Source organism: Brevibacillus sp. NL20B1 (genome assembly GCF_018195675.1).
In the GTDB taxonomy this organism is placed as follows: Bacteria; Bacillota; Bacilli; order Brevibacillales; family Brevibacillaceae; genus Brevibacillus; species Brevibacillus aydinogluensis.
The window spans coordinates 139,271-155,497 of sequence record NZ_JAGTPT010000002.1 but is presented as its reverse complement, the minus strand read 5'-3'; the positions used below and the strand labels follow the sequence as shown (position 1 = coordinate 155,497).

15 protein-coding genes are annotated in these 16,227 nt (G+C 57.9%); 12 read left to right on the top strand and 3 right to left on the bottom strand.

Annotated elements, in window-relative coordinates:
• The first annotated feature begins 173 nt into the window (after window positions 1–173).
• The 6 genes from KDN35_RS02455 (at window position 174) to KDN35_RS02430 (ending at window position 8,414) form a co-directional block, all read left to right on the top strand.
• Window positions 174–1,397 (top strand): efflux RND transporter periplasmic adaptor subunit, encoded by a 1,224-nt coding sequence (locus KDN35_RS02455; protein WP_212131994.1) that lies wholly within the window; start codon window positions 174–176, stop codon window positions 1,395–1,397.
• A 3-nt stretch (window positions 1,398–1,400) separates the two neighbouring features.
• Window positions 1,401–4,484, top strand: coding sequence for an efflux RND transporter permease subunit (locus tag KDN35_RS02450; protein WP_212131993.1), 3,084 nt, complete (start codon window positions 1,401–1,403; stop codon window positions 4,482–4,484).
• A gap of 214 nt (window positions 4,485–4,698) precedes the next feature.
• Window positions 4,699–5,487: an SDR family oxidoreductase gene (locus KDN35_RS02445; RefSeq protein WP_171564922.1), complete on the top strand. Its 789-nt coding sequence runs from the start codon at window positions 4,699–4,701 to the stop codon at window positions 5,485–5,487.
• A gap of 49 nt (window positions 5,488–5,536) precedes the next feature.
• Window positions 5,537–6,028: a YajQ family cyclic di-GMP-binding protein gene (locus KDN35_RS02440; RefSeq protein ID WP_171564921.1), complete on the top strand. Its 492-nt coding sequence runs from the start codon at window positions 5,537–5,539 to the stop codon at window positions 6,026–6,028.
• Between the two features lie 80 nt (window positions 6,029–6,108).
• Window positions 6,109–6,579 (top strand): hypothetical protein, encoded by a 471-nt coding sequence (locus tag KDN35_RS02435; RefSeq protein ID WP_171564920.1) that lies wholly within the window; start codon window positions 6,109–6,111, stop codon window positions 6,577–6,579.
• Window positions 6,580–6,755: 176 nt separating this feature from the next.
• A complete protein-coding gene (locus tag KDN35_RS02430; protein ID WP_171564919.1) occupies window positions 6,756–8,414 on the top strand; it encodes an AMP-binding protein in 1,659 nt (552 codons plus the stop codon).
• Between the two features lie 287 nt (window positions 8,415–8,701).
• On the opposite strand, the gene leuD is transcribed toward KDN35_RS02430, so the two are convergent.
• Both leuD and leuC read right to left on the bottom strand, forming a co-directional pair.
• A complete protein-coding gene (gene leuD, locus KDN35_RS02425; protein WP_171564918.1) occupies window positions 8,702–9,298 on the bottom strand; it encodes a 3-isopropylmalate dehydratase small subunit in 597 nt (198 codons plus the stop codon).
• Window positions 9,298–10,728, bottom strand: coding sequence for a 3-isopropylmalate dehydratase large subunit (gene leuC / locus KDN35_RS02420; protein WP_171564917.1), 1,431 nt, complete (start codon window positions 10,726–10,728; stop codon window positions 9,298–9,300). Before leuC ends, leuD begins: the two co-directional genes overlap by 1 nt.
• 112 nt (window positions 10,729–10,840) lie before the next feature.
• Between leuC and KDN35_RS02415 the strand changes: the two genes are divergently transcribed.
• The 4 genes from KDN35_RS02415 (at window position 10,841) to KDN35_RS02400 (ending at window position 14,254) form a co-directional block, all read left to right on the top strand.
• Window positions 10,841–11,728 (top strand): LysR family transcriptional regulator, encoded by an 888-nt coding sequence (locus tag KDN35_RS02415; protein ID WP_171564916.1) that lies wholly within the window; start codon window positions 10,841–10,843, stop codon window positions 11,726–11,728.
• Window positions 11,729–11,809: 81 nt separating this feature from the next.
• Window positions 11,810–12,157: a thioredoxin family protein gene (locus KDN35_RS02410; protein ID WP_171564915.1), complete on the top strand. Its 348-nt coding sequence runs from the start codon at window positions 11,810–11,812 to the stop codon at window positions 12,155–12,157.
• Window positions 12,158–12,190: 33 nt separating this feature from the next.
• Window positions 12,191–13,111 carry an RluA family pseudouridine synthase gene (locus KDN35_RS02405; RefSeq protein WP_212131992.1) on the top strand — a complete coding sequence of 307 codons (921 nt, stop codon included), beginning with the start codon at window positions 12,191–12,193 and terminating at the stop codon, window positions 13,109–13,111.
• Between the two features lie 42 nt (window positions 13,112–13,153).
• Window positions 13,154–14,254: a YheC/YheD family endospore coat-associated protein gene (locus KDN35_RS02400; protein WP_171564913.1), complete on the top strand. Its 1,101-nt coding sequence runs from the start codon at window positions 13,154–13,156 to the stop codon at window positions 14,252–14,254.
• Window positions 14,255–14,359: 105 nt separating this feature from the next.
• Here KDN35_RS02400 and KDN35_RS02395 read toward each other — a convergent pair whose 3' ends face one another.
• Complete coding sequence (locus tag KDN35_RS02395) at window positions 14,360–15,343, bottom strand: glycerophosphodiester phosphodiesterase family protein (protein WP_171564912.1); 984 nt, start codon at window positions 15,341–15,343, stop codon at window positions 14,360–14,362.
• A 254-nt stretch (window positions 15,344–15,597) separates the two neighbouring features.
• Between KDN35_RS02395 and KDN35_RS02390 the strand changes: the two genes are divergently transcribed.
• Together KDN35_RS02390 and KDN35_RS20055 are read left to right on the top strand one after the other, a co-directional pair.
• Window positions 15,598–16,047, top strand: a complete 450-nt coding sequence (locus KDN35_RS02390; RefSeq protein ID WP_171564911.1) for a hypothetical protein — start codon at window positions 15,598–15,600, stop codon at window positions 16,045–16,047.
• Window positions 16,048–16,079: 32 nt separating this feature from the next.
• Window positions 16,080–16,205, top strand: coding sequence for a hypothetical protein (locus KDN35_RS20055; protein WP_283092121.1), 126 nt, complete (start codon window positions 16,080–16,082; stop codon window positions 16,203–16,205).
• The last annotated feature ends 22 nt before the right edge of the window (window positions 16,206–16,227 follow it).

The following is a 16,227-nucleotide window of genomic DNA, read 5'->3' as shown; positions in this document are numbered from 1 at the left end:
ATAATGATGTAATCATTTTCCATCCGCGACGTATTACCCTTCTGGGGACATTGTCGGGGTTGGCTCCGTCTTGAGGAGGAGAAAAAGTTCCACCTGTTGACGGTTTCGAATAATATGGGGCCCCTGGCACAATGTTCCTTGGAAATGATTGTAACAGACTTGGGGGAATTATTGTGAACAAACGCGCATCCATTTTTCTTGCTTCTCTGCTGGTCATCACCGCAGGCTGCGGACCAGGGGCAGCTCAACCGCCGGAAGAGCAGCCCGCCAAAGCCAAAGTCGTCCAGGTGTTGACGGTAAAGAAACCGGATCACCCCGTCATGCTGTCCGTGACCGGCATCGTGGAAGCCAAGCGGGATGCCATCCTGCAGTTTGGCACGGGAGGCACGGTTGCGGCCATCCATGCGACGAAAGGAGCGAAGATCGCCCAGGGTCAGCTTCTGGCTTCGCTTGATGCCAGCTACTACCAGAAGGAAGTGGAGGCGGCGGCAAGCCAGGTGGAAGAAGCGGCGGCCCGCAAGAGCAAGACGTTGAAGGGTGCGACGGAAGAAGCGATTCAACAGCAGCGTTTGCAACTGCAAAGCGCCCAGAACCAGCTGGAGAAGGCCAAGCAGGAGTATGAGCAAGGCCAAAAGCTGTTCGAAGGCGGTGCCATTTCCAAAAGCGAATGGAACGACCGGAAATGGGCCTTGGACCAGGCGCAATTAGCCGTGAACAACGCCAAGCTGACCCTCGACGAACTGCTCAAGGGAGCTCAGCCTGAAGACATCGCCATGGCCAACGCCTCGCTGAAACAGGCGGCGGGTCAAGTGGAGCGGGCGAAAAAGACGCTGAACGACACCAAAATCATCGCCCCGTTCGCTGGTACGGTGGTGGAGGTCTCCAAGCAGGTGGGCGAATTGGCCAATCCGGGCGAATCCATCATCCATCTGGTCGATTTGTCGGAGGTAAAAGTGACACTGGACGTCACCAATGAGCTAATCAACCAGTTCCGCGAGAAGGCCAAGGTCCAGGTCATTGGCGAAGACGGCCAGAAGAACGAGGGAACCGTCACCTACGTCTCGCCGGTGGTCGACAAGCAGACCGGGAAGTTTCGGGTGGAAGTGACCGTCCCCAATCCGAAAGGCATATGGCGCGGGGGAATGGTGGCCACAGTGGAGATCCCGCGTACAATCAACGGTTTTCTCGTACCGTTGGAAAGCGTCGGCGTGAGTGAATCCACGCACTATGTGATGGCGGTGGAAAACGGCGTGATCATCAAGCGGGAAGTCAAAACGGGACAACTGGTAGGCGATCAGATCGAAATCGTTTCCGGTGTCAAACCGGGCGACCAACTGCTGCGCGCCGGCATTACCTTCTACGTTGAGGGGCAAAAAGTGGAGGCGAAAGGGGAATAACGCATGGAAAAGACGATTCTCTTTCTGCTGAAGCGACGCCTCATTGTATTTCTGGTCACGTTTGTCATCGTCATCGCCGGGTTCGGCTCGCTGTTCAGCTTTCAAGTGGAACTGGTTCCCAAGACAAACTTCCCGTGGATTAGCGTCGACGTCTCCGGCGGATCGCTTCCGCCCGAGGAGATGGAAGAAAAGGTCACCAGGAAAATCGAACAGGAGATCAAGTCGATCCCTGACGTGAAAGAGTACACGTCCACAACCACCACCGGGAATGTCAACATCACGGTGATCGCCGAAGAAGGCAAAGGGGACAAAGTAAGGCAGGAAGTGCAAAACGTGGTGAGCCGCCTGCGCAACTCATTCCCCAAGGCGGTTGACACGGTTAACGTCACCCAGGCCAATTTCGGGGACGACGCCCTGATTGACTATGCCCTGGTGGGGGCGGACCCGCAATCGATGCTCAACTTGGCGAAAACTGCGATCAAAGACCGGATCGAATCCGTCCCCGGGGTCAAGGAAGTGGAAGTGTCGGATCGCAGTTTTGCGAATCAGATCGCCATCACGCTGCGGCCGGAACGGCTGGCCGCCTACCGCACGACGACCGCATCAGTGATGGAGCAGCTCCAGGCGACCAACTGGAAACAAGCTGTCGGCATGCTGGAGAATCCCGGATTTGACACCGTCATCATGATCGACAACACGTACACGACCGTCCAGGAGATCAACCGATTGAACATCGACACGCCGGAAGGGACGGTGACCCTGGACCAGTTGGCCACCGTTGAAGATTTGCGCGGCAAGGTTAAAGATTCGATCGCGCTGACAAACGGCAATATTTTTGTCCACCTCAGCGTCAAGCGTGCAGAAGGGCACGATCTGATCACACTTCAACGCAACGTGGAGGAGGTCGTGAAGCAGATCAACGCCGAAGCCGACGGACGCTACGAGCTCAAGGTGATGTTTGAGGCCGCCTCCTACATTGAGCACGCCGTGAGCAACCTCAGCCGGGACGTATTGCTCGGCGGGGCGCTGGCGATCATCATCCTGTTTGTCTTCCTGCGCAACTGGCGTGTGACACTGGTCATCGCCACGACGCTGCCGATGTCCGCCTTGATGACGTTTATCGCGATGAAATGGGGCGGGTACAACATCGACATGGTGAGCCTGCTGTCACTTTCCCTCTCGGTTGGCCTGATCGTCGACGCGGCGATTGTCGTTCTGGAGAGCATTTATCAGTTCCGGGAAAAAGGAGAGCCGCTGCAGCAGGCGATTGTGAAAGGAACGCGGGAAGTGCTGACCCCGGTGTTCACTTCGCAGTTGACGATTATCATCGTCTTTCTGCCGCTGGTCTTTGCCGACTTTGAAGACTGGATGAAACCGATTCTGCAGACGATCGCCTTCACGGTCACGTCGGCGATTGTGGCGTCGACCATTGCTGCATTTTTCTTCGTCCCGGTTTTTTCCGACAGATTTCTCAGCAAGGACAAGAACGTGTCACTGGAGGGACAAGGAAAAGACCACGCGATCGTGCTGTGGTTCAACCGACTGCTGCAGGTGGCTTTGCGCCACAGGGTGAAAACGGTCATCCTCGCCATTGTCATCTTTGTCAGCTCCACGTTCCTTTTGCCTTTTGTCAAAATGGGGCAGAGCATTGACACGAACGAAAACCTGGTGTTCGCATCGATGACCATGTCGACCGGGTCCAGTCTGGAAGATGCGCAGCGTGCGGGCATTGCGGCGGAAGCATCTTTGCGGCAAATCCCGGAAGTAAAAGACGTCTTTTTCTTCGGGAACAAAGAGAAGACGGAACTGTTCATCTCCCTGAAGCCGAAGAAGGAACGGGAGCGCGACAAGGAAGCGCTGACCCAGGACATCAACGACCGGCTCAAGGCGATTCCCGGCATTGAGAGCATCACGACCGCATTTGGCGGCCAGGGAAATGAGCCGCCTGTCCAGCTGGATATCGTCGGTGATGACCTGGAGAAAATGCGTCAGCTCGCCGGCGACGTGGAAGCCATGCTGGCAACGATCCCGGGCGTGACCAACATCCGCAACAATTTCAAGGAGGGCAAGGAGAAAATCACCTTGATTCCCAAGCAGGAAGCGCTCGCCCGGATGCAGGTGGATGCCCGCTCCCTGATGCAGCAGATCAGCATGATGATCGGGGAACAGCCGGTCACGACGATCACGAGCGACGGGATTGAGGTAAATGTGGTCGCCAAAATGCCGGACAATTGGCTGAAGCATCCGGAGCAATTGCGGCAAATCATGATCAGTTCCAATACAGGTGAGCAGGTGCCGCTCTCCGAACTGGTGGAGTGGCGGCACAGCAAGTCGCCGGTCACCATCGCCCGTGAAAAGGGAGAGCGGATGGTTACCGTGTCCGCCGAACTGCTGGGCAGCGATTTGGGAACGGTGGGTCGCCAGGTGGCGAATAAACTGCCTGCGCTTGCTGTCCCGGCCGGGTACAAGGTGGAGATCGCCGGCAAATTGAAAGAGCAGAGCGCCAACATGACGCAGGGATTCTTCGTCTTTCTGGGCGTCATCGCCTTGATTTACGTCATCATGGTGACGCAGTTTGGGCGTCTGTCCCAGCCGCTGTTGATCATGCTGACGATTCCGATGGCGCTGGTCGGCGTCATCCTCGGGTTTGTGCTGACGCAGCGGATTCTCGGCGAAATGGCGATGATCGGCATCATCATGCTGGTGGGGATCGCCGTCTCCAACGCCATTCTCCTGATCGACCGCATCAACCTGCTGCGCAGCCGCGGCATGGAGCTGACGGAGGCAATTCTCCAGGGGACGAAAGACCGCGTGCGGCCCGTGATCATGACCAAACTGACCGCGATTCTCGGCATGCTGCCGATGGCGTTGGCTTTCGCCGAAGGGTCTGATCTGGAAGCGCCGCTGGCAACCGCCGTCATTTCCGGCCTGATCTTCCACACATTGGTCACTCTGGTCCTGGTGCCGGTCCTGTACTCCCTGTTTGAAAGCGTCAAGGAACGTCGACTGGCCCGCAAAGCAGCCCGTCACGCCAAACGGCTCGCCAAACAGCAGGCGAAAAACAAGATGCCTGCCACCGAACTGTAAGCAGCACCGGTTGGCAGCAAGCAATGCAAGGGTTCCAGCCGGGACCCTTGCTGCTGGCATCCACATGCCCACGGCTGCCGCCTGCACCTAGCCAACCCAGGAGGCCGGAAAGTGTCCGGCCTCTTCCCTTTTGCTTGCATTGGTCAGATTTTTCTGTAGAATGAAGGCATACATGAAATCCCAGAACATTGCGAAAGCTGAAAGGAGAATTGACATGGATCTGCAATTGCAGGGAAGAGTGGCCATCGTGCTGGCTTCGACAAAAGGACTGGGAAAAGCGACGGCGCTGTCGCTCGCGGCGGAGGGGGCGAACGTCGCCATCTGCGGCCGTGACGAAGCTGCTTTGGCCGCCACTCGGGCGGAAATCATCGACAAGACAGGGAAAGAACCGCTGGCGATGCTGGTGGATGTGACCAAAGCCGAAGACATCCAGAAGCTGGTGGATGAGACGGCCGCCCGCTTCGGCCGTGTGGACATTTTGATCAACAACGCAGGCGGTCCGGCAGCGGGCACCTTTGATCAGCTGACCGACGAGCAGTGGATCGCCGCTTTTGAATTGAACCTGCTTAGCTTCGTGCGGGCGATTCGCGCGGTGCTGCCGCACATGCGCAAGCAGCAGTTCGGCCGCATCGTCAATTTTGCTTCCTCGTCGTTCAAACAGCCGCTGGAAAACCTGATTCTGTCCAACACCTTCCGCACCGGGATTGTCGGGCTGGCGAAAAGCCTGGCCGTGGAGCTCGGCCCGGACGGGATTCTCATCAACACGGTCGGCCCCGGACGCATTGCGACGGATCGAGTCGCTTCGCTGGACAAGTTGCGGGCGGAGCAGCTCCAGGTAGACGTTGGCGAGGTGAAACGACTGGCGGAGGCTGCGATTCCGCTGGGACGTTACGGCCAACCGGATGAGTTCGCCCGTGTCGTCACCTTCCTGGCCTCCCCTGCCAACAGCTACGTGACAGGACAGGCGTTACTTGTCGACGGCGGCCTGGTCAAGGCAATCTGACCATCGCTGTGCTATAATGGATGGAAAATGCAGGTGAAGGGGAGCAGGCATGAGCAAGGAAAGTTCGTTTGACATCGTATCCAAAGTGGATCTGGCTGAGGTGACCAACGCCATCCACACGGCTGTCAAGGAAATTGAAAACCGCTTTGACTTCAAAGGCAGCAAGAGCAGCATCACGTTGGAGAAAGAGGAGATCGTGCTGGTCTCCGACGATGAATTTAAGCTGGGCCAGGTCAAAGACATCCTCATCGGCAAACTGGTCAAACGGAATGTGCCGGTCAAAAATCTGGACTACGGCAAAGTGGAGCCTGCCGCAGGCGGGACCGTCCGCCAGCGGGTGAAGCTCGTGCAGGGCATCGACAAGGACAATGCGAAAAAAATCACCGGCATCATCAAGGAGACCGGCTTGAAAGTGAAATCGCAGATCCAGGACGATCAGATTCGGGTGTCTGGCAAAAGCAAGGACGATCTGCAGGCGGTGATCGCCGCCATCCGCAAGGCCGACCTGCCGATTGAGGTGCAATTTATCAACTACCGATAAAAGTTTTGCTTCTATTTTTTCTCTCTTCGCGTATGCATGTACCAATAGGTGACAAGCATACGCGAAAGGGAGAGTAAGCGATGAAGGTCTTTATCATCAGTCTGCGCAATCTGATCCTGGGCGGCATCGTCTTTCTGATTGTGCTGGTGGCGGGCATCATCCTGCTGGTCAAAGACCCGCTGCACGCATCCGACCCCTACAGCCCGGGAGATCAGAGCGTCCCCGCATCCGCACTGACCGCTGATCCGCCGGCCGGTGCCGCGAAGCCGTCCCTCAACCTGGACGTCAAGGTGGAGGGAGACACAGCTGAAGTCAAACTGCTCACCCAGAACTTTCAATTTGTCGAGGATTCGGGTGATGCCAGCCAGGCTGTGTTCGGTCAAGGGCACGCACACCTGTACCTGAACGGCGAACCAAAGGGGATGATCTACCAGCCGGAGTTTTTGCTGAAAAAGCTGCCAAAAGGGGAGCACGAGCTGCGGGTTGAGCTGAATTACAGCAATCACCTGCCGTACAAGGTGGAAGCGGTGAAGCGAATCGTGGTGCAGTGAGGAAAAAGCGTTCCGACAAAGGGACGCTTTTTCTTTCTGGATGTCATGGGATCGGCTTTCCCTCAGGAGAACGGTTGAGAAAAGGCGTATGACAGGAAGGAATATTCCGCCGAAAAATCGAATTGATTACAAGAGACAGAATAGTCAGACATATAAAACGAAAAGGGGTGTTTTCCATGTTGCGTTCCATTACGATCGGTGACCTGCTGGACGAAACGGCAAGCCGCATTCCTGACAAAGAGGCCGTGGTCTATAAGGAGCGGAGCCTGCGCTACACCTTTTCACAGTTCCGGGACGTGTGCGACCAGGTCGCCCGGGGGTTTCTCTCGCTGGGTATCCAAAAGGGGGAACACATCGCCATCTGGGCCACCAACGTGCCGGAGTGGGTGATCAGCCAGTTTGCCACGGCAAAGATCGGAGGCGTGCTGGTCACCGTCAACACCAGTTATCGCGTTCACGAGCTGGAATACCTGCTGCGCCAGTCGGAATCCACCACGCTGCTGTTGATCGACTCGTTCCGGGGCGTCAGCTACCTGGAGATGATCCGGGAAATCTGCCCCGAACTGGACGAGTGCGAACCGGGGCAATTGCGGTCGGCACGCCTGCCGCATCTGAAAAACGTCATCTACATCGGAGAGGAGCGGCAGCCCGGCATGTTTTTGTGGCGCGATCTGCTGGAACGCGGCGCAGCCGTGCCTGACGAAGAGCGGGCGGCTCGTCAGCGGGAACTGCACCCGGACGACGTCATCAACATGCAGTACACATCGGGAACGACCGGTTTTCCCAAAGGGGTCATGCTGTCCCACAACAACATCGTCAACAATGCCATCAAGGTGGCTGAGTGCCAGCGGCTGGGGATGGAGGACCGGGTGTGCATTCCGGTGCCATTCTTCCACTGCTTCGGCTGTGTGATGGGCACGCTTGCCTGCGTGGCGACCGGAGCCACGATGGTTCCGGTGATTACCTTTGATCCGGGGATGGTCTTGTCCGTCGTGGAGGAGGAGCGCTGTACCGCCTTGTACGGCGTGCCGACGATGTTTATCGCCGAATTGAACCACCCGTCGTTTGCAGAGCGGGATCTTCGTTCACTGCGCACCGGGATCATGGCCGGCTCACCGTGTCCGATTGAGGTGATGAAAAGCGTCGTGGAGAAAATGGGCATCCGCGAGATCACGATTGCGTACGGACAGACGGAATCCTCACCGGTCATCACCCAGACGCGGCCGGATGACTCCATTGAGCGGCGGGTCTCCACCGTGGGCAAGCCCCATGACGACGTGGAGGTGAAGGTGATCGATCCCGTCACCGGAGAGACGGTGCCTCCCGGTGTGCAGGGAGAACTGTGCACGCGCGGCTATCTTGTGATGAAGGGGTACTACAATATGCCGGAGCAGACAGCCAAAGTCATCGATGAAGAAGGCTGGCTGCACACCGGGGATTTGGCGACGATGGACGAAGATGGCTACTTCCGCATCACCGGCCGGCTGAAAGACATGATTATTCGCGGCGGAGAAAACATCTACCCGCGTGAAATCGAGGAATTCCTCTACACCCATCCCAAAGTGCTGGATGTCCAGGTAGTCGGAGTGCCGGACCCGAAATACGGCGAACAAGTGCTGGCCTGCATCAAGGTGAAACCAGGGGAGACGCTGACAGAGGAAGAGGTGCGAACATACTGCGAGGGCAAGATTGCCCGGTATAAAATTCCGCACTACATCCAGTTCGTCAGCGAATACCCGATGACTGCCTCCGGCAAAATCCAGAAGTTCAAGCTGCGGGAGCAGGCGATTCGCGCGTTCGGCCTGGAGGCTGCGGACAGCATCGAAACCGCGTGACAGATGGACTGCGAAGAGTTGAAAAACAACATGCAGTGTGACAATGGATCACGAGCAGCGTGGAAAGCGAACAGTGATTAACGCCGGGGCATGCCCCGGCGTTGGTTTGTCGATACGAGTTTGAAGCGGACGTTGTCAGCGTTGGGCAGCTCTTGGGAACAGCTCGATAAGGGCCATCTTTACTTTCCGGCCGCTGTGCACTATGATGGGTGGGAAAAGCTGGAGGTATGGTCACATGAAAAAGCGAAGGCACGGAGTGCTCCATGCCTTCGCCGGTTTGCGTGGATTTACGCAAACGTTTCCCGCTTCGCCTCGTAGGCGGCGATTTTATCTTCGTATTGCAGGGTGATGCCGATGTCGTCCAACCCGTTGAGCAGGCAGTACCGGCGATACTCGTCCACCTCGAACGAATAGGAGAGGCCGGCGCCGTCCGTAATCAACTGCTCCTTAAGATCGATCGTCAGCTGGTAGTTGTCGCGGGTTGTGGCACGGCTGAACAACTCCTGCACCTGGTCTTCGCTCAGCTTGATCGGCAGGATGCCGTTTTTAAAGCAGTTGTTGTAAAAAATGTCGGCAAACGACGGCGCGATGATGGCGCGGAAGCCGTAGTCCAGCAGCGCCCAAGGAGCGTGCTCGCGGGAAGAGCCGCAGCCGAAGTTGTTGCGGGCCAAGAGGACGGTGGCACCGGCGTATTTGGGCTGGTTCAGCACGAACGATTCGATCGGGCTGCCGTCAGCGTTGAAACGCCATTCGTAAAAGAGAAACTGGCCGAATCCGGTGCGCTCGATGCGTTTGAGAAACTGCTTGGGAATGATGGCGTCGGTGTCCACGTTGACGCGGTCCAACGGCGCTGCAATCCCGGTGTGTACGACAAACGGTTTCATTATTGCAGGACCTCCTTGTTCACGCCTTCACGTTTCCATTCGCGCACGTCCACGAAGTGGCCGGCGATGGCTGCGGCTGCCGCCATATCCGGGCTGACCAGATGGGTGCGTCCGCCGCGTCCCTGGCGTCCTTCAAAGTTGCGATTGGAAGTGGAGGCGCAGCGTTCGCCTTCCTGAAGCACGTCCGGGTTCATCGCCAGACACATGGAGCAGCCGGAGTCGCGCCATTCGAAGCCGGCCTCCTGGAAGATCAGGTGCAGGCCTTCACGTTCCGCCTGCTGCTTTACAGCTTGCGAACCGGGAACCACCATTGCGTGCACGTGCGGGGCGACGCGGCGTCCCTTTGCCACTTCGGCAGCACGGCGCAGGTCTTCAATCCGGCCGTTGGTACAGGAGCCGATAAAGACGCGGTCAATCTTGATCGCGGTCATCGGGGTGCCCGGTGTGAGACCCATGTAGGCGAGGGCGTCCTTGGCCGCTTTGCGCTGCGCTTCCGTCGGGAACGAATCGGGATCAGGAACGGTGCCGGTAATGTCGGTGCCCATGCCCGGGCTGGTTCCCCAGGTGACTTGCGGCGCAATTTCGCTGGCGTCAATTTCCACGCGGTGATCGTACGTGGCGCCCGGGTCGGTGCGGAGCTGTTTCCAGCGCTCGACGGCACGCAGGAAATCTTCCCCTTGCGGCGCGTAGCGTCTGCCCTTGAGGTAGGCGAACGTGGTCTCGTCCGGTGCGATCAGGCCGGCCCGCGCTCCCGCCTCGATCGACATGTTGCAGACAGTCATGCGTTCTTCCATCGTCAGTTTGCGGATAGCCTCACCGGTGTACTCAATCACGTAACCGGTAGCAAAGTCTGTCCCGAATTTTGCAATGATCGCCAAAATTAAGTCTTTGGCAGTGACGCCAAAGCCCAGCTCGCCTTTCACGTGCACTTCCAGCGTCTTCGGTTTGGCTTGCTGGAGGCATTGGGTAGCCAGCACGTGCTCCACTTCGCTCGTGCCGATCCCGAAGGCGAGAGCGCCAAATGCGCCGTGCGTGGAGGTGTGGCTGTCACCGCAGACGATCGTTTTGCCGGGGAGAGTCAATCCCAGCTCCGGTCCGATTACGTGCACAATCCCTTGATCGGGGCTGTTCAGGTCGGCCAGCGTAATGCCGAATTCCTCGCAGTTCTTCGTCAGTGTCTCCATTTGCTGACGGGAAATCGGGTCTTTGACATTGAATCGATCAGCCGTCGGCACGTTGTGGTCCATCGTCGCAAACGTCAGGTCGGGACGGCGGACGCGGCGCCCGGCCAGGCGGAGTCCTTCAAACGCCTGGGGCGAGGTGACCTCGTGGACCAGGTGCAGGTCGATGTACAGCAGGCTGGGTTTGCCAGGCTCTTCGTGAATCACGTGGGCATCCCAGATCTTTTCAAACATCGTGCGGGGTTTCATGTGTCGTCCTCCTTCGTGCAAAACTCTTATCACGGTTGTATCATGGCATTAGGAATAGTTCAAAGATATAATTATTATGAGATGGATAGCTTTTGCCTATCGGGAGGTCTTCATGGAATTACGACAGATTCGTTATGTGCTGGCAGTGGCGGAAGAGCGCAGCTTTTCCCGGGCGGCGAGCCGGCTCCATCTGGCCCAGCCGTCGCTCAGCCAGCAGATTGCCAAATTGGAAAAACTGCTCGGGGTAACCCTGTTTCATCGACTGCCGCAGCACGTGGAGCTGACAGACGCGGGGCAGCGCTTCGTTCAGGTGGCCCAGTCGCTGATTGATATGGCGGAAGCCCTGGAGCGGGAGATGCGCGCTTACGCGGTCGGCGAGAGCGGTAAACTTCTGGTGGGCAGTCTGCCGATTACGGGCGCGTACGTCCTGCCCCGGGTCATCCCCGCCTTTACCAGGCAGTTTCCGGGCGTCGAACTGCAACTAATAGAAGAGACGTCCAGCAACCTGGAGCAGCTTCTGGTCCGGGGAAAAATCGACGTCAGCCTGTTGACGATGCCGATCGCCGATCCCTCACTGGAGGTAATCCCCGCCATTCACGAGGAGATTTACCTGGCGGTTCCGCCGCAGCACCCGCTGGCGGAGCGGCAGGAAATAGATCTGGCCGAATTGGCCGGACAGCCGTTTATCCTGCTAAAAGAAGGGCAGGGCTTCCGCACGATCTCGCTGCGCCTGTGCGAACAGGCCGGATTCCGTCCGCGAATCGTCTTTGAGAGCAGCAACATCCAGACGGTGCAGTCGCTGGTGGCGGCGGGGATGGGCTTTTCGTTTGCCCCCAAGATGATTTCCCTGGCACCGGGCACGACGGCACCGCCCGTCTACGTGAGCCTGACCGGACGGCCGTATCGCACGCTGGTCGTCGCTTACCGCAAAGACCGGCCGCTCTCCCGTCCGGCAGAGTTGTTTGTCCGTTCCCTGGTGGAGCAGGGGAGCGCGATGTAGCCAAGTGCAACCCTTCGGGGACAAACATCTGCGGCTGTGATACACTAAATCCACACGAAATCCGAGAAAGGATGATTGGAAATGAAGGAAATCAAGACCGAAGCAGAATTTGAACAAGCCATCGCCTCGGAAAAACCCGTGGTCGTCAAGTTTTACACGGACTGGTGCCCGGACTGCCACCGGATCGATCCGTTCATGCCGGAAGTTGAGGAAGCCTACAAGGACAAGTTGGACATGGTCGCTGTCAACCGCGACACCCTGCCGGAACTGTCGCAAAAGCTGGACGTCTTCGGCATCCCCAGCTTTATCGCCTTTGCCAACGGCAAGGAATTGGTCCGCTTTGTCAGCAAGCTGGGCAAAAGCCGGGAGGAAATCGAACACTTCCTGAACCGCGCAGTAGAAGTGTACGAGGGCTTGAAGCAGGCCTAACCGGATGGAATACCAACCAGGAGTTGCGACGGCATGATACACATGAAAAAAGACGGGGAGTGGCTGGTCGGCCATCTCGTGGAGGACGCCGCGTCCGTAGGGGCGCTGCTCCGGGAGCAGTGGAGACTGCCGCGCAAGCAGGTGCATCTGCTCTTTCAGCACAAGGAGGTCTTGCTGGACGGCACCCCGGCTGCCCAGCTTGCGGAGGCGAAAGCCGGACAGGAGATTCGGCTCCGCCTCTGCCGACCGGAACCGCTGGGGCTCGCACCGGTTGATGAACCGGCAGACATCTTGTACGAAGACGACCATTTGCTGGTCGCAAACAAACCCCCCGGGCTGCTGCTCCATCCCACGGAGCCGCGTCACACCAGGACGCTCGATCATCTGATCGCCGGCCATTTCGCGCGGACGGGGGTGGCAGCCAAGGTGCGTCACGTCCACCGGCTGGACCAGGACACCTCCGGGGTCGTTCTCTACGCAAAACACGCCCTGGCATCGGCCCTCCTGGACGAACGGTTGCGAGAGCGGAATATTTCGCGCACCTACATCGCGTTCGTGCACGGAATGGTCAAGCAGGACAGCGGCACCATCAGCCAACCGATCGGCAAGGACCGCCATCATCCCAATCGGCGCCGGGTGTCATCCAATGGCGATCCGGCGGTTACGCACTACCGCGTGGTGGAGCGGTATGCGCAAGCGTCCAAGCTGGAGTGCCGGCTGGAGACGGGCCGCACCCATCAGATTCGCGTCCACCTCAGCCATTTGGGCCATCCCCTGCTTGGTGATACCCTGTACGGCGGAAAGGGCGGCATGATCAGCCGCCAGGCCCTGCACGCCGCCGTCCTGCGCTTTTCCCACCCGTTTGGCGAACGGCCGATGGAGGTGCGATCGCCGCTGCCGGACGATTTGCTCCGTTTGGAACAGACCTTGCGTCAAGCGCCAATGCGCCGCTAGGTGAATACACTGCCAGGGAAGGGATCGAAAGAGGGTGGTGTGATGAGACGACCCGTGATCGGCATCCTGACCTGGCGGGAGGGAAAACGATTTGCCGAGCCGGCCTACTTTCGCCGGCTGATCCGGGCAGGCCGGGCGCTGGGCGGTACGGTTTTTTTGTTTGCGCCGCAGGACGTGTCGCCGTCCGGCAGGCAGGTGCGCGGTTTTGTCCCGGATGGGCGAAGCTGGAAGGCCCGCGTGTTTCCCCGTCCCGACGTGGTGATCGACCGCTACCGCTACAAGCCGACGGCGGCGTTTCGGCAGTACGTCACGTTTCGCCGGACAAATGGCTTTCGGTACGCCAACAGCCGGCTGGCCAACAAGTGGAAAGTGCACGAGGTCCTGCGGCGGGATGAGCGGATGCACCGCTGGCTGCCCGAGGCGATGCTGTACAACCACAAGCATCTGCGCAGCATGCTGGCGCGTCATCGGCTGCTCTACCTGAAGCCGCTGAACGGCACCGGCGGCAGGGGAATTGTCCGGCTGGAGAAGACGGCGGAAGGGTACCGCCTTCTGGCGCGCAACAAGGATCGGGCGAAAGTGTCTGCACTGATCAGACGCATTCCGGCCCTGCTGCGCTGGATCGACCGGTGGAAAACCGAGAAGATGATTATTCAGCAAGGGCTTCGTCTCGATCTGGTGCCGAAACGGTCAGTGGACATGCGCCTGCTGATCCAAAAAGACGGCAACGGCCGCTGGAGCATCACCGGCGCGGGCATGCGCGTCGGCGGGGAGAAGAGCGCCACAGCCAACTTGCACGGCGGCGGCAAAGCCGTACCCGTCGAGACGTTATTGCGCTCACGGTTTGGCGAACAGCGGGCGCAGGAGATCATCACGGATTGCGAGCAGTTGGCCTACCAGACGGCAGAGACGATAGAACAGCACTTCGGCCGGATGATCGAACTGGGATTGGACATCGGCATCGACGTTGACGGCCGTGCCTGGCTGATCGAGGTAAATCCCAAGCCAGGGCGTGAAATCTTCCGCGAACTGGGTATGCCTCAGGTGTACCGAGAAGCGATCCGCAAACCGATTCAATACGCCCTGTACCTCATCCGGCAGCACCCCGGAGACGAGCGGCAGTCGTCACAAGCGGCGCTGTGACAGCGGGGCTTTACAAACAGTCACATCTTGTACGAAGAAAAAAGGGGCTTCCCGAACAGGTTCGGGACAGCCCCTTATTCATGCAAACAATCTCCGGCAGGGTTGCTATTGCGTCTTGAACACAGGTGCGATTTTATCGATGCGGTTGGTCCAGATGCCGCCGGTGTAGTTGGCAGGCAAACGTGTCAGGTCTTCCACCGTATCAAAACCTTCGGAGAAATCTCCGCCGCCCGCTACCAAAATGGTTCGGGTGTTGCGGGCATCCATCCGATTGAGGAACTTATCAGGCCAGCCCCACAGCCAGGGGGCGATCTTTTCCGGAATGTGCAGCTGCGTATTGGCGCACGCCTCCGGGACATACCCGGTCCATCCCACGGCGATATACGGGAGTAAACAGCTCTTCATCGTCGCGACGGACATGACGCGCACCTGTGGAAGCTCTTCGCGCAGCGCTTCGATCGGCTGATCTCCACCATATACCGCTAGCTTTTTCAGGCGCGTTTCCGGCAGTGCGGACAAGTACCGGGCCAGTTGTTTGCCTTCTTCCGGGTCGTTGCTTTTCACGTGAATCAAAAAGGACTGCTCGGGAAAATGAGCGAGCACTTCATCGAGTGAAGGCATCATGCCCACGCCTTTACCGCGAAACGGATACGTTTTCCCGTTGTCATACGTATAGCCGTAGCCGATGTCCAGCTTTTTCAATTCATCCAGGGTGTGTTCTCGGGTAACTCCTTTTCCATTGGTTCTGCAATCCAGCGTCCAATCGTGGAAGACGGCGAATTGTCCGTCCGTTGTCGGATGGATATCAAACTCGATGATATCGGCTCCCGCCTTGACGGCAGCTTCCATGGACGGAATCGTGTTCTCCAGGTAAGGATGCTCCGGCTTGAAGATGCGCGCGGCTGTACAGGTGTCATTGGTGATGCCTTCCATGCTGAACGTCTGCGCCAATCCCCGATGAGCCAACAGCAGGGGGGAGCCTGTCCGCTTCTCGGCCAGCAGCGATGTATTGTTTACATACATGAAGGCAACGAGCGCGATGCAAACCAATACAAACTTGTTCTTGAAAAACGCACGAAATCTGTTCATGTTACTCTCCTTGTCCATCATGCTGTTCGTACAGTACACCATGATACCATGGATGGGCGGGTTGTGCACAAACAGCAGCCGGGAAGGAGCAGTTTTCACACGATCGTCCATAACGGAACGTGCCGTGCCATTTGACCGGACCATTTACAACCATTCATAATAGGAATAGCTTCTGGCAGTATGCAACTGGAACCTGAGGCATGGTTAGGTACGGCCCCGTTTGGGTCAGAATGGGTATAAAAGGAGTGATGGATGTGGATTCGCTGCTCAACCTCGTCAAAGATTATTGGCCCATCGTCATATGTTTGATTGTGGTGGTCGCCGCCTTTCAATGGATCATGCGGAGCCTGTTTCGGCTGTTCGCCGTGATGGCAGTGATCGGCGTCATTCTCGTGCTGGTCTTTCATTTCAGCCCGGAGCAGGTAATCGATATGGGACGCACAGCCGTGCAGACCACGCAGGATGCGGTGCAGAAGACAGTCGTCCCGATTCTGGAGGCGGAATTGAAGGACGCGGATATTACGTTTCATGACGACGGCAGCTACGAAGTGAAGACTTCCAGCATCCGGATCATTGGGAAAAAAGGCGACTCCAAGGCGACGGTGTATTACAAAGAGAACAAATGGGAAGTGGATATCGGGGTGCTGGGTGACGTGTTCAAAGAACAGCTGAACAAAGCGGAGACGTCCCAGACCACGCTGTAAACGGGGGCGAATGCGCCCGACGTTCCCAGGACATGCGCCGCCCCATTCCGTTAGACCGGCTGCTCGCGCTCGAGCGGATGCGCGAAGCGAGAAACGTGCTGGAATCAGCGCAATCGTCCGGGCGAAGAACATTGAAAAAAACGATAAAACTGGCGTAAGAAAACTCCGGTTTGTTCGTAC